Annotated in this window: 12 protein-coding genes (1 of these 12 running past the window's edge); 8 read left to right on the top strand and 4 right to left on the bottom strand. The window is 71.7% G+C overall.

Annotation, left to right across the window (positions count from 1 at the left end; genetic code table 11):
* Positions 1–54: 54 nt before the first annotated feature.
* Positions 55–1,095 (bottom strand): hypothetical protein, encoded by a 1,041-nt coding sequence (locus tag IPQ09_14325; protein MBL0195376.1) that lies wholly within the window; start codon positions 1,093–1,095, stop codon positions 55–57.
* Positions 1,096–1,207: 112 nt separating this feature from the next.
* Between IPQ09_14325 and IPQ09_14320 the strand changes: the two genes are divergently transcribed.
* Positions 1,208–3,346, top strand: coding sequence for a S9 family peptidase (locus tag IPQ09_14320; GenBank protein MBL0195375.1), 2,139 nt, complete (start codon positions 1,208–1,210; stop codon positions 3,344–3,346).
* 56 nt (positions 3,347–3,402) lie between these two features.
* A complete protein-coding gene (locus IPQ09_14315) occupies positions 3,403–4,797 on the top strand; it encodes a hypothetical protein (protein MBL0195374.1) in 1,395 nt (464 codons plus the stop codon).
* A gap of 16 nt (positions 4,798–4,813) precedes the next feature.
* Here IPQ09_14315 and IPQ09_14310 read toward each other — a convergent pair whose 3' ends face one another.
* The 3 genes from IPQ09_14310 to IPQ09_14300 all read right to left on the bottom strand — a co-directional run bounded on the left by IPQ09_14310 (position 4,814) and on the right by IPQ09_14300 (position 8,496).
* Entirely contained in the window at positions 4,814–6,016 is a 1,203-nt protein-coding gene (locus IPQ09_14310; GenBank protein MBL0195373.1) for a VWA domain-containing protein, read from the bottom strand.
* A complete protein-coding gene (locus IPQ09_14305) occupies positions 6,013–7,647 on the bottom strand; it encodes a transglutaminase domain-containing protein (GenBank protein ID MBL0195372.1) in 1,635 nt (544 codons plus the stop codon). Before IPQ09_14305 ends, IPQ09_14310 begins: the two co-directional genes overlap by 4 nt.
* 129 nt (positions 7,648–7,776) lie before the next feature.
* The gene (locus tag IPQ09_14300; protein MBL0195371.1) at positions 7,777–8,496 is read right to left on the bottom strand and encodes a hypothetical protein; all 720 of its coding nucleotides are present in this window, start codon (positions 8,494–8,496) and stop codon (positions 7,777–7,779) included.
* A gap of 332 nt (positions 8,497–8,828) precedes the next feature.
* Here IPQ09_14300 and IPQ09_14295 point away from each other — a divergent pair, with 332 nt between their 5' ends.
* The 6 genes from IPQ09_14295 to IPQ09_14270 form a co-directional block, all read left to right on the top strand.
* Positions 8,829–9,314 carry a hypothetical protein gene (locus IPQ09_14295; GenBank protein ID MBL0195370.1) on the top strand — a complete coding sequence of 162 codons (486 nt, stop codon included), beginning with the start codon at positions 8,829–8,831 and terminating at the stop codon, positions 9,312–9,314.
* A gap of 116 nt (positions 9,315–9,430) precedes the next feature.
* Positions 9,431–10,924 carry a leucyl aminopeptidase gene (locus IPQ09_14290; protein ID MBL0195369.1) on the top strand — a complete coding sequence of 498 codons (1,494 nt, stop codon included), beginning with the start codon at positions 9,431–9,433 and terminating at the stop codon, positions 10,922–10,924.
* 83 nt (positions 10,925–11,007) lie between these two features.
* Positions 11,008–11,838 carry a tRNA 2-thiocytidine(32) synthetase TtcA gene (gene ttcA, locus IPQ09_14285; GenBank protein MBL0195368.1) on the top strand — a complete coding sequence of 277 codons (831 nt, stop codon included), beginning with the start codon at positions 11,008–11,010 and terminating at the stop codon, positions 11,836–11,838.
* Between the two features lie 366 nt (positions 11,839–12,204).
* A complete protein-coding gene (locus tag IPQ09_14280) occupies positions 12,205–12,900 on the top strand; it encodes a hypothetical protein (protein MBL0195367.1) in 696 nt (231 codons plus the stop codon).
* Positions 12,901–12,983: 83 nt separating this feature from the next.
* Entirely contained in the window at positions 12,984–13,154 is a 171-nt protein-coding gene (locus tag IPQ09_14275; GenBank protein MBL0195366.1) for a hypothetical protein, read from the top strand.
* Positions 13,151–13,879, top strand: the 5' portion of a protein-coding gene (locus tag IPQ09_14270; GenBank protein MBL0195365.1) for a peptidyl-prolyl cis-trans isomerase. Its footprint extends 225 nt past the window's final position; only the first 729 of its 954 coding nucleotides appear in the window; the start codon lies at positions 13,151–13,153; its stop codon lies beyond the right edge, outside the window. Before IPQ09_14275 ends, IPQ09_14270 begins: the two co-directional genes overlap by 4 nt.

Below are 13,879 nucleotides of genomic sequence, written 5' to 3'. Positions count from 1 at the left end.
TGTGTCCACGGGGCTGCTGCTAGCACGCGGAACGCTTGGGCAGGACCCCGAAGTTCAGAACCGAACGAGCGCGCGTGCGGTCGCGCCCACGAAGACGAGCGTGCCGCTCCCGCCCGGGGTGACGCCGACCCACGGCCCGGCCTCCAGGGCCACGCGATCGCCCAGCCCAAGCGACGCGAGCGCCGCGCCGCGCGCCCAGAACCGGGCGTCGCGCTGGGCGCCGAGCGTCACGAACGTGCCGAGCCCAACGTCGGGAAGCAGGAAGAGCCGCCGTGACGCCACGAGCGGCAGCGCATACCTCGCGCCGACGTCAATCGCGAGCGCGCCAGGCCCCGCGACGGCGCCCTCGATGTTTCCTCGGAGCTCGAGCCCAGGCGCCGACTCCACGTGGTACGCGGCCGACGCTCCGAGCAGCACGAGGGTCGCGGACCCCGTCGCGTTGGAGGGCCGTCCCACCGCGCCCGCCACGCCGAGAGACGCGCCGATCGCGAGCGGTCGACCCTCCGCGTACGCGTGCTCCACCGGCGGAGGCGTCGGAGGCGTCGGAGGCGTCGGAGGCGTCGGAGGCGTCGGGGGGAGGGCCGGCGCCTTGGGAGGTCCGCCTTCCCAGGGCAGCCGCGCGTTCGCGATCCCTTCGTGACGGAGCAACAGCGCGAGCATCTCCCCGATCTGAGGCACCTCGCCGACGTCGTCGACCTCGCGCGCGAGCAGCTCGACCCGGCCTGTCTCCACCTGGCAGACCTCGAGCTCGAGGCGGTAGCCGTTGGGGCGCGGGGTCGCCGTACCCCGGACGGTCCACGCGGCGGCGGCCGCCCGCCCGAACGCGCGGTACTCCGAGCTAGTGTCGGCGCTCCCGTCGGTGACGGCCGCGGCGCCGCGCGCCAGATCGGGCGCCGCGGGCAGGGAGTGCTGCTGCGCGACCACCGCGGCCTCGGTCGCCGACTGGGCGCGCGGCTCGCTCGGCGGGAACGGGAGCACCGCGACGCGATCGGCGAAGGCGGGGCTCGCGAACAGCGTGGAGGCTCCGAGCGCGAGCGCGGCCACGAGGCGCGGCGCCAGGCGAGGGAGCGGACGCAGGTGAGAGAAGAGTCGCATGGTTCGCGGAGCCGCCGGGAGTGCAAGTAGAGCACGAAGCCCCGGGCGCGTCGCGCCGGGGCGTGGTCGCGCGCCGCGCGCCGGAGCCCCGAGAATTGTGTAAAACGCACCCATGAGACCGTCACGCGCCTCGTCGCCCCTCGTCGCGCTCGTCGTCTCCGTGGCCGCGTGCGAGGCGGGCGCCCCGCCGCACACGCCGACGAGCGTCGCGCGCAGCGCCCCCGCCCCGTCGACGCCGCCCGCCCCGCGCGAGATCGCCGCGACCGGCTCGCCCGATCCATCTCTGCCCCGCCGCGGCCTCTTCTTCGCCCCGCCCGAGCGGAGCGCCGTGAAGCTCAGCCCCGACGGGGCCTGGGTCTCGTTCATTGCGCGAGTGGAGGGCGTGCACAACGTGTTCGTCGCGCCTGCGCTCGAACCGTCGCGCGCCGTCGCGGTGACCCACGAGACCCGCGCCGTCCGGAGCTATGCCTGGGCCTTTACGAGCAAGCACGTGCTCTTTCGCCGCGACGAGGGCGGCGACGAGAACTTCCACGTTCACTCGGTGGACGTCGCGACCCGCGAAGACAAGGACCTCACGCCGTTCGCGCGCATACAGGCGCGCATCGAGGGTCGTAGCCGCCTCCGCCCCGCGGAGGTGGTGCTCGGCCTGAACGACCGCGCGCCCCGCTTTCATGACCTCTATGCGGTGAACGTCGTGACGGGCGCCCGCCGGCTCCTCGTCAAGAACGAGGCGGAGATGTCGAGCTTCGTGCTCGACGCGAACCTGCGCCCGCGTGTGGCCACGAGGAACCTCCCCGACGGGAGCTCCGAGCTCTACGCGGCCACCCGCGGGGGCAAGCTCGCGCCGCTCGGGAAGGTGCCCGCGGACGACGCCCTCACCACCACGGTGCTCGGCGTGGACGCCGCCGGCCAGCGGCTCTTTCTCACCGACAGCCGCGCGCGAGACACCGCCTCGCTGGTCTCGATCGACCTCGCCGGCGGCCAGGCCAGCGTCCTCGTCGACGACGGGCAAGCCGACGTGGAGGGCGCCACCCTCGACCCGCTCACGCAGGCGCCGCAGGCCGTGCAGGCGACCTACGACAAGGTGCGCTGGCACCTCGTCGGCGACGCGCTCGCGCCCGATCTCGAGGCGCTCCGCGAGCTCGCTCACGGCGACGGCTTCGACATCATCACGCGCAGCCTCGACGACACCCGCTGGCTCGTCGCCGTGCACGCCGCCGACGCGCCCACGCGCTACTACCGGTACGACAGGCCGCGGCTTGGGTCTCGCCGGGTTGAGTCTAAGCGCTCGATAACGCTATTGTTCTCTGCCTCGACTGCGCTCGAGGCGCTGCCACTGGAGCCGATGCACGCGCGGGTCCTCCGCTCGCGGGATGGGCTCCCCCTCGTGAGCTATCTCACGCTGCCGCGCGGCGCCGATCCCGATCACGACGGCCGCCCCACGGCGCCGCTCCCGATGGTGCTCGTCGTGCACGCAGGCCCCTGGGCTCGCGACTCGTGGGGGCTCGTGCCCGAGGCGCAGTGGCTCGCGAGCCGCGGCTACGCGGTGCTCGCCGTGAATTTTCGCGGCTCCACGGGCTTCGGCAAGGGGTTCGTCAGCGCGGCCGACCGCGAGTGGGGCGCGAAGATGAACGCCGACCTCGTCGACGCGGTCGCGTGGGCCGAGGCGGAGGGCATCGCCGTCAAGGGGAAGACCGCGCTGGTCGGCGGCGCGTACGGTGGCTACGCCACGCTGGCCGCGCTCGCGCTCACTCCGGCCGCGTTCGCGTGTGGGGTCGACATCGCGGGCTCCCCGAGCCTCGAGAGCTTGCTCGGCTCCATCCCGCCGACCTGGATCGACGAGCTCGAGCAGATGCGCCGGCGTGTCGGCGACCCGCGCACCACCGAGGGGCGTGAGCTGCTCGCCGCGCGCTCTCCCATCACGCACGCGGCGAAGATCCAGCGGCCGCTGCTGGTAGGTCACGGCGCGCGCGACAGGGTCGTTCCACAGGCCGACGTCGATCGGCTGGTCGCCACGGCGAAGGCCGCGGGCGCCAAGATCACCTACGCGGTGTATCCCGACGAAGGGCACGGCCTCGCCCGACCGGAGAACCAAACGTCGTTCAACGCGCTCACCGAGGCGTTCCTCGCGCGGTGCCTCGGCGGCAAGTACGAGCCGATTGGCCACGATCTCGTCGGCTCGTCGGTCGACGTGAGGGAGGGCAAGGAGCACGTGGCCGGCCTCGCCGACGCCCCGCCTGGGCCGCGGTAAGGCGATGGACCACACCCCGTCTCGATTGCGGTAGACTCGTCCGCCCAAGGAAACCCATGACCCAGCCCGCCGGCGGCGACGCCCAATCGTTCCCCTGCTCCCAGTGCGGAGCCAAGCTCAACTACGACGCCGGCGCCCAGGCCATGAAGTGCCCCTATTGCGGGCACCAGCAGGCCGTGCAGACCCGCCCCGAGCTCGTGCAGGCGCCCGGTGGTCAGGTCGTCCAGCAGGGCGGCGGCGTCCGCGAGATCCCCATCGAGCAGGGGATGCAGATGGCGGCCAAGGGTCTCGGCGTGCAGGTCACGACGATCAACTGCAAGGACTGCGGCGCCACGGTCAACGTCGGCGAGGGCGAGCGCACCACGGCGTGCGCGTTCTGCGGCTCGCACCAGGTGCTTCAAGCCCACACGAACGACCAGGCCATTCGCCCCGAGAGCCTCGTCCCGTTCAAGATCAACAAGGAGGGCGCGAACGGCCTCTTCGGCAAGTGGCTCGCGAGCCTCTGGTTTCGCCCAAACGACCTCACGAAGCTCGCCAAGGTCCACGAGATGGGCGGCGTCTACGTGCCCTTCTGGACCTTCGACTCGCACGTCTACTCGAACTGGACCGCCGAGCGAGGCTGGTACTACTACGAGACCGAGACCTACACCTCCTACGAGAACGGTCAGTCGGTGACGCGCACGCGCCAGGTGCAGCGCACGCGCTGGGAGTCCGCCTGGGGCTCGCGCAACGACTTCTTCGACGACACGCTCGTCTGCGCGGGCAAGGGTCTGCCCACCGACCTGGTCGACAAGTTCTCCTCGTTCAACACCCGCGAGCTCATCCCCTACGCGCCGCACTACCTCGCGGGCTGGCGGGCCGAGGCCTATTCGCTCGACCTCATGCCCGCGTGGGGTGTGGGCATGCAGAAGATGGCGCAGGTGCAGGAGGGGCGCTGCGCCGGTGACATCGGCGGCGACACGCACCGCTCGCTCAGCGTGTCAAACAACTACACGGCGGTCACGTTCAAGCACATCCTGCTGCCCGTCTGGATCGCCGCCTACCGCTACAACGACAAGGTCTACCGCTTCCTGGTGAACGGGCAGACCGGAGAGGTTGTTGGCAAAGCGCCGTATTCGTTCTGGAAAATCTTCTTTCTCGTCGTCACGATCCTCACCGTCGTCGGCATCATCGCGGCCATCGTGTACGCGAACCAGGAGGAGGAGCCCGCGCCGCCACCCCCGAAGCCGGCGGTCACCGCGCCGGTGAAGCCCAAGCCCACCGCGAGCGCGACGGCCGCGCCCACCGGCGATCCCGAAGACGGCCCGGGCGCCGCGCCCAGCGCGAGCGCGAGCGCGAAGAAGCCCGCGGCCCTCCCCGTGAAGCCCGTCCCCAAGCCCTCGGCCGCACCGAAGCCCTCGGCCGCGCCGGCGCCGAAGCCGAGCGCAGCGCCGAAGAAGCCCGGCACCTGACCTGCGGTGCCGTGCGCTACTTGCCGCGCGAGTCCCCGCGCGACAGGTGGTGCACGGCCTCGCCGAGGCCGTCCAGCGTGAGCTGGAACATCGAGAACACCTTCCCGATCTGCTCCGCGGTGCCGCCGCGCCAGTACGTGGGCGGGTCGGGGTTCAGCCAGACGGCGCGTCGAAAGTGGTCGGCGAGGCGCATGAGCCAGCGCACGCCCGGGAGCATCTCCACGCCTCCGCGCGAGTAATACTCCCAGTCGCCCGCGCCGAGCAGCTCGGTCGGGTGCATGGCCGCGTCTCCCACGAGCACGAGCTTCCACTCGGGGCCGCACTGCTCGAGCACGTCCTTTACGGGCACGGGGTCGGTGAACCGCTCGGTCTCGAAGACCCGGCCGTAGACGCAGTTGTGGAAGTAGTAGGTCTTCAAGCTGCGGATGTTCGAGGCGCGCTTCGAGGCGGAGAACAGGCGCGAGACCACCTCGGAGTGGGGATCCATCGACCCGCCGACGTCCATGAGCAGGAGCACGCGTGTGTGCGACTTGCGCGGGGCCCGCAGCACGATCTCGAGCTCGCCGGCGTTGCGCGCCGTCTCGTGCACGGTCTCGTCGATGTCGAGCTCGTCTTGCTGGCCCTCGCGAAGAAACACGCGCAGCTTGCGCAGCGCGACCTCGATCTGGCGGACGTCGAGCACGAGATCGGAGCGGTAGCCGCGGAAGCGCCGCGCGTCGGCGACGCCCATCGCGCTCCGCCCGCCGCCGGCCGGCCCCACCCGCAGCCCGGAGGGGTGCGCGCCGTGGGCTCCGAACGGGCTCGTGCCTCCCGTGCCCACCCAGCGGTTGCCACCGTCGTGCCGCTCGCGCTGCTCACGCATGCGCTCCTCGAACTGCTTGCGGAGCGCCTCCATGTCGAGCGACTCGATCGCGGCGAGCTCTTCGGCGGAGAGCTGCTTGCGGAGCACCGGATCGGAGAGCCAGTCCTCGAGCTCCTTCAGCAGCGTCGTGCTGGCGGCGGAAATGCCCTTGAAATGAGCCGAAAAGGCCTCGTCGAAGGCGTCGAGGTCGGTCTCCCGGTGCACGCAGATGGCGCGGGCGACGTGGTAGAACCCGTCGAGCGAGCTCTCGTGGAGTCCGAAGATCATCGCCTTCGCGAGCGACACCGCCTCCTGCGGACCGACCTTCACCTTCCGGGCGCGGAGCTCGTACAGGAATGGCACGAAGGCGGCGCTCATTTCGAAGCGCCTCCGCCGCAGCGCGCGTCGCCGGCGGTCCGCGCGAACACGTCGTGGTCGCCGACGCGCAGCGAACGGGGAAGAGACACGCCGCCCGAATAGCGCCCCTCGGCGTCGGTGACCAGCGCGCCGAGCGTGGTCTCGTGCCCGCCCTTCTCGCGCAGCACGAGCTCGAGCGGCGCGCGGGGGCAGGGCTCGCCGTCGGCGGTGACCGTGCCGGACGCCTCGAGCCGGCCTCCGCGCGAGACCGAGCTCACCGCGATGTGCAGCGCGACAGCCGCTCGCGGCCGATGGGCGAGGGGCGAGCGCGCGTCGTCGTCCCGGCTCGCGCTTCCGCTCGCGTTTCCGCTCCCGCTCGCGCTTGGGTCGTTCGCGTTTCCGTTCGAACTCGCGCCGCTCGCGCTCGAGCTCGGCGTGGCGAGCGCGCCGCCCGCCCCCGCGTCGGGGTCCTGAGCGCGAGGGGAGCCGGGCGCCGCGGCCCGCCCGCCAAGATCGTCGCCCCGCGAGGCCCCCACCGGCCACGAGAACGGATCAGGGGGCGGCTCGAACGGCACGTTCGTCGACAGCGGCTCCCTCAACATGTTGCCCGCTCCGCCGAGATCGACGCGCACGAAGCGCTGTCCGTCGTGGACCTCCACCCAGGCGTGGGCCTCGTTGGCGATCATGCGCGTGGGAATGCCGAGGCCGAGCGAGGTGATGAGGAACCCGAAGGCTCTGTGGCGGCACACGCCCTTCTTCGAGAGCACGAGATCTGTGTAGATATCACGTACCTGCGGCGGGCTCTCCGACGAGTCCTCGAAGGAGCGGAAGTACGCGACCATGCGCGCCACGTTCTCGTGCGGTGGGAGGCCACGGCTGAGCCCGAGGGACCGCGCGACCGGCTCGTGTGCGGCGGCTACGCGCGGTGGGAGCGGCGGGACCTTGGGCAGGTGGTCCCACGTGGTCTCGCCGAACACGCCGCCGAACGCCGCGCGCGGCGCCGCGAGCTGCATCACGAGGCGCGCTCGCGTGGGGGTGTCGCCCTCCACGAACCAGTTGTCAGCGCCGTCGTGGACGACGCGAAACGGGACGTCTTGGCTCCCCACGCCCGCGCGCGCCTTCACGATGCGCGTGCCGGGGCCCACCGTCGGAATGCGAGAGCGGTCACCCGGCGCGAGATCGATCACGAGGTCGGCGTAGAAGGTCTCCTCGACCGCCTCGATCACCGGCCCGCTGTGCAGCGACACCTGCGTCAGCCTCGGGCTCCGCACGAAGAGCATGAAGTCGTCGTCGACCGCGTCGTAGGCCGCGAGGCGCTTGAACGGCGCGGTCGAGGGCCGAAACGGCTCGTCGTATGGCAGGGTGTCTGGCTTGCGTGTGTCGCGATCGGCCGTGAACGTCGCGTCGGGGGCGCCGCCAGCGCCTCGGCTGGGCGCGTAGGGGGGGCGCTTCGTGTCGTCTGGGGCGACCGGATCGGGCGCGCTGACGAGCCCGCTCCGCGTCTTGATCGCGGCGGGCAGCTCACCGTCGAGGCTGACCGCGAGCGCCACGTCTTCGCGCGGATCGGGCGGAATCCGCTCGTGCAGGACGGGCCCCGCCGCGTGCGCGGACGCCCCCGCGCACAGCAGCGCGACGAGAACACGCGCGGCCACGCGCGGGCCGCGGTGGCGCCCGGCCCGTGGGGCGAGCGGGTCGGGTCGGGCAAGCCGGGAAGACGGGGCAAGGTCGTGGGGCACGCGCGGCCTAGCGTACCCCTCCGCGGGCCCGCGCGCGACAGGCGCTCAGCGAGCCGCCTCCGGCCCCGGCGCGGCCCCCACGAGGTCCCACGTGACCACGTCTTGGCCGTAAGCGCCGGAGAACTGCAGCGCGAACCAGCGCGCGTTCGTCGCGATGGTCGGCGATCCGTCCGCCTTCTTCCGCGGGAAGTCGACGCGGAAGATTTGTCGCCAGACGCTGAGGTAAGGGAAATACGCCTTGTCGATCGCCGTAGGGCGGAGCACCTGCTCGACGCGGATCGGCGCGGTCTCGTTGCCGCGATCGTCAATGAGCCGGACGACCCAGGCGGCGTTTGGACGGGTCAGGTCGGTCATCCGGGGCGGCAGGTTCCCGTAGAGCGCGATCTGAAAGCGGTGAGCGGTCTGCGTCTCGAGAAGGCTCGCGTCGAGCAGCGCCTGCCGCTCCGCCGCGCTCAGGCGGTAGTCGCGCGCGTAGCGCATGGCGTACGACCAGCGAAAGTCCCAGCCCTCGTAGGTGGACGTGACCGTGAGGCGATCGTCCACGGTCGGCAGGCGCACGAGGCTGTGCGAGCGCGTCCACCGGTCCATCACCTGGCCGTACTCGCTCCCGTTGTACGAGCGAGGGCCCTCCGCGAGCGACACGGCCGGTCCACCGTGCGCGCACCCCGCGAGCGCGCCGAGCGCGGCGAGCCCGGCGAACGCGGCGAACGCGGCGAGCAGACCGGCGAGCCGCGCGCGGGGGGCGCGTGGAGGGAGAGTACGCATGCGCGGGTACTTTCGCCGCGAGGAGGGGCGCACGCAAGCCGTGAGTGGCCGCGCCATGGCGCCCGAGTCGCGGCGAGGAAAGGTTTGCTGCGCCACACGTAGGCGCGCGCGATCCCGCAGACGCGGGTGGCGGGCTTCGGCCGTGCTCGCGAGCACCGCGATCTCTCACTTGGTGGCCCGGCCGCGCGCCGCACGGAACGGCCTGGCCTCGCGCGGCGTTCGACCCGTCAGGTCGAATCGCGTTCTCGAACGTCGGAGAGGGGTTCACACGCCGCTGGCACGGGCGCTGCAACTCCCCGCACGGCTCGCGTGACCTCGAAAGAAGGTGCGTCATGATGGAGAAGCTCGATTTCCTCGTTCGCTTCTGGGGTCTCAAGGCCCGCCACGACCTGGCGGGGGAGCCCCTCACGGGCGCAGAGCAGATCGAGCTGCTCTCGCTGTTGCAGCTGGTCACGCCCGAGCTGAAGCTGCCCACCGCTGGGCCTCTCGCGCGCCCGAACCCCACCGCCACCGTCGATCTGATCGGGGCGGGCCGTATCGTCTCGGCTGAGCTCCGGTCGGTCACTGCCGCGGCGCTGTTCGTGGTGTCGCCCGTCCCGGTCGAGGCCGGCGCGAGCCTCGTCGTGCGCGCGACCGACGCCGTGAGCGGCGTCGAGCTCTCCCTCCCGTGCCGCGTCGCGTGGGCGTTCGGGACCGCCCCGACCTCGCTCGCGCTGCGCGTCGACGGCGTTCCAGGCCGCAGCTCGTTCGCGACCGTGCCGGACGCTGTCCCCCACCTCGGCATGACCCGAGGCGCGCGTCCGGCGCTCGTCGGGTGAGGCGCCCGGCGCCATGACGCGGCGCGCCGGGCGATCCTGCACAAGAGCGGTCCGAAATCGGGTATAGCGACGGCCCCCCTTCTGCGCGAAGGCGCAGCCCAGCCCGAGGACCTCGAATGACCGTCAAGTTCACTCTCCGCGCGACCGATCCGACCAAGGAATCCGCCGACGTCCTCGCGCTCTTCGTGTGGTCGCTCGACGGCACGAAGCGGAAGGGCAAGGGTAGCCTCGACGCGGTCGACAAGGCGCTCGGCGGTCAGCTCTCGAAGCTCATCAAGAAAGACGAGTTCAAGGGCAAGCGCGACCAGGTCGTCTCGCTGCCCACGCTCGGTAAGCTGAAGGCCGATCGCGTGATCATCTACGGGTTGGGGGACCCGGAGAAGCTCACGGACGGCGATCTGCGCACCGTGGGGGCGAAGGTCGGCCGCGCGGCCAACGCCGACAAGGCGAAGCGCCTCGTCGTGGCCCTCCCCGACGGCCTCGAGGCGCGCGCACGCTTCGTCGTCGAGGGCATCGAGCTCGGGGCTTACCGGTTCTCGAAGTACCTCACCGGCGACCGCAAGCCGAAGGCCGACCTTGGCCACGTCACGCTGGCGGTGGAGGGCAAGGTCAGCGCGTCCATGAAGGCCTCCGTCGAGCTCGCCCAGCATGTCGCCGCCGGCGTGAACATCGCGCGCGACCTGTCGAACGAGCCGCCGAACGTGATCTACCCCGACTCGCTCGCGGAGTTCGCCGAGAAAATGGCGAAGGGCAGCGGCCTCGCCATCAAGGTCTTCGACTACAAGGAGATCGTGCGCCGCGGCATGAAGCTGCTCCAGGCCGTGGGCCAGGGCAGCGAGCGCAAGCCGTGCCTCGTCCACATGAGCTGGACGCCGGCGAAGCCGAAGAAGCGCATCGTGTTCGTCGGAAAGGGCGTCACCTTCGACTCGGGCGGTCTCAGCATCAAGCCGGGGGCCGGCATGGGCGAGATGAAGCACGACATGTCGGGCGCCGCCAACGTCGTCGGCCTCATGCACATCATCGCGGCGCTGAAGCCCGATGTCGAAGTGCATGGCATCTTCGCGGCGGCCGAGAACATGCCCGACGGCGCGGCCTACCGACCGGGTGACATCTTCAGCTCCCTCGACGGCAAGTCGGTCGAGATCGTCAACACCGACGCGGAGGGCCGCCTCGTCCTGGCGGACGCCATGGCGTACGCGCGTGAGCTCGAGCCCGATCTCTTCGTCGACAACGCGACGCTGACCGGCGCCTGCGTGGTGGCCCTCGGCAACACGTGCTCCGGGTGGTACGCCGCCACCGAGGAGGCGGCCACCGCGTTCCAAGCGGCGGTGAAGGTCTCCGGCGAGAACATGTGGCGCATGCCACTGCTGGAAGAGCTCCGCGACCAAATGAAGAGCGAAGTCGCGGACTTGAAGCACACTGGCGACCGCTGGGGCGGCTCCATCTCCGCCGCGCTGTTCCTCCGCGAGTTCATCGGAAACGCGAAGAACTGGATCCACTGCGACATCGCGGGCCCCGCCATGGCGGACCGCTCGTTCGCGTGGAACCCCAAGGGTGGCACCGGGCACGGCGTGCTCACGTTCCTCGAGCTCGTCCTCGCCGCGGGCTGACGTCGGCGGTCGCCTCGGGCGTCTTTGGCGCTCGGGCGCACGCCGGCCTCGTGTCCCGCGCGCCTCGTGGTAGTTGAAGGAACATGGACGCCGTCGCTCTCGAACGCCGCCTCTCCCGCGCCTTCGCGCGCGCCGTGACCGACTTCGGAATGCTCGCCGACGGCGATCGGGTCATGGTGTGCGTGAGCGGCGGCAAAGACAGCTACACGATGCTCGACCGGTTCCGCGAGCTCCAGCGCCGCGCGCCCATCCGATTCGAGCTCAAGGTCGTGAACGTCGACCAGGGGCACCCCGGGTTTCCCGCCGAGACCCTGGTCGACTACATGGCGGCCGAGGGCCACGACTTCACGATGGTGAAGGAGGACACGTACTCCATCGTCACCGAGAAGATCCCGGCCGGGAAGACGTTCTGCTCGCTCTGCTCGAGGCTGCGCCGCGGCATCCTGTACCGCGTGGCGCGCGAGCTCGGGTGCACGAAGATCGCGCTCGGTCACCACCGGGACGACATCCTCCAGACCCTCCTCTTGAACTTGCTCTTCGCGGGGCAGCTCGCCGCGATGCCGCCGGTGCTCGTCTCAGGGGAGGGGCACGTGGTCATACGGCCGCTCGTGTACTGCGCGGAGGAGGACATCGCCGAGTACACCCGGCTGCGGCAGTTCCCGGTGCTTCCGTGCGATCTCTGTGGCTCGCAAGACCAGCTGCAGCGCAAGGTCGTCGGCGCGATGCTGAACGACCTCGAGGCGAAGACCCCCGGCACGAAGCAGATCATGCTCGCGGCCCTGCAGAACGTGCGCCCCTCGCACCTGCTCGACAAGGGCCTGTGGAGCGCGCTTGGGCTGTCGTCGGCGCGCGAGCTCACCGGCCCCGACGGGCTCGTCTCCGCCAGTCGGCTCGGCCAAGGGGCGCCCGCGTGAACCGGGAAGTGAGCCCCGAAGGGGCGAACGAAGGTCGATGGCGGCCCCGAGCCGGAGGCGAGGTGTCGCCATGAACCGGGAAGTGAGCCCCGAAGGGGCGAACGAAGGTCGATGGCGGCCCCGAGCCGGAGGCGAGGTGTCGCCATGAACCGGGAAGTGAGCCCCGAAGGGGCGAACGAAGGTCGATGGCGGCCCCGAGCCGGAGGCGAGGTGTCGCCATGAACCGGGAAGTGAGCCCTGAAGGGGCGAACGAAGGTCGATGGCGGCCCCGAGCCGGAGGCGAGGTGTCGCCATGAACCGGGAAGTGAGCCCCGAAGGGGCGAACGAAGGTCGATGGCGGCCCCGAGCCGGAGGCGAGGTGTCGCCGTGAAGAGCCCGGCTGAGCGTCTCGCGTCGCTCGGTCCCTCGTCCCAGGCCGCCATTCCCGGGTTGTACGCGTGGGCCGTCACCGTGGCGAGCTGCGGCTTGGCGCGAGGGGTCCCGTGGCAGACGCGGATCCTCGTGGTCCTCGGCCCGCTCGCCCTCGTGGCGGCGATCGCCATCGATCGCGACAGGCCCCACGTCGCTCGGAACGTCTCTTTGTGGGGCCTCGTGGGCTCGAGCTTGCTCGTCTGGGCCCTCGTGCCTGCCGCGGTCGGCCCCTCGCGCTTCGACGCCGTGCGGGGGGTGATGGGTATGCTCGGCTGGGGCGCCTTCGCCTTCACGCTGGCGGCGCCTGCGTTCCCGCGCCGCGAGGCCGACGACGCGCGGGTGATCGAGCGCGGTCGGCTGCCGCCACGGCAGCGCTCGGCCCGATGGCGGGGCGTGATCCTCGTCGCGGGCGTCGCGTTCGCCGCGGCGCTCCAGGCGATCGGGTGGGAGGCACTGCCGAGAGAGCGCGCGCTGCTCGTCCGGCTCTACACGCTGCTCGCCGGAATGGCGGTGCTCGGGGTGTTCGCCGAGATCGCGGTCGCCGGTCAGGTCGGGAGGTCGCGCAAGGTGCACCGCGGCGCTTACGGCTGGGCCGCCGTGGCGCTCGTCGTCGGCGGACTCGCGCTCGGGCTCGAGCTCAGCGCCAGGTAGTTGTTAAGCTGTTGAAATGATAGCGAAATAATCCGCGCTCCGGGCTTGCGTGGGACTGGGCCGGACCGCTATCCTGCGCCACCATGGGGTCGCACGAGTCATTGGCGTTGCTCTTCGCGGGCGCCGGCAGCGCGGCCCTCGGGTGGGGCGGGGTCGCCCTCGCGGGCGCCGCCGATCTCCGCGCCTTGCTCTGGCTCGTCGCCGGCGCGTTGGCCCTGCGCGTGGCCCTGCGCTTCTCGGGGTCGCGCGCGTGAGGCTCCGCCACGGCGCGCACAGGCTGTTCGGGCTGTTCGCGGCCATTCTCGCGTGCGCGGCGTGCGGAGAGGCGCCCGCCACGGCGACGCTCGGGGGGGACGTCGTGGCCCGAGTGGGCGGCACGATCTCCATCCCCGCGTCGCTGGTCGGCCGCACCGCCGCCGAGTCGCACCTCTCCCGCGACGAAGCGCTCGAGCGGCTCGTGGGCGACGCCGTCGGCGCTCGGGAGGCGGCGGAGACGGGCGTCGACGAACGCCCCGCCGTGCGCGTCCGCGTCCGCGCCGCGGTGGCGCGGAGCCTCGTCGATCGCATGCAGGCCGAGGCCGTCGCCGCGGGACCGCCCACCGACGCCGAGGTCGCGACGCTCACGAAGGAGGCCTGGCTCGAGCTCGATCACCCCGAGCTGCGCGTCGCCGTGCACGCCGTGGCGCTCGTGGGTGAGGGGAAGTCTTCGGTCGAAGCTCGGCGCCTCGCCGAGCGCATCCTCGCCGCCGTCGCGTCGGCCAAGTCCCCCGACGACTTCCTCGCCCTGGCCGACGGACCCAAGACGCCCGGCCTCGAGGTCCGCGTGGAGGTGCTCCCTCCCGTGGCCGCCGACGGCCGGACGCGCGGCGGCGGCACGCTCGACGGCCGCTTCGTCAATGCGCTCTTCGCCCTCGCCAAGGTGGGCGATCAGTCGGGGATCACCGAGTCTCCGTTCGGGTACCACGTCATGCGGCTGGTC

Source organism: Myxococcales bacterium (assembly GCA_016720545.1).
GTDB lineage: Bacteria > Myxococcota_A > Polyangia > Polyangiales > Polyangiaceae > JAAFHV01.
The sequence above is the reverse complement of the archived record's forward strand: the minus strand, read 5'-3'. Positions and strand labels throughout refer to the sequence as shown.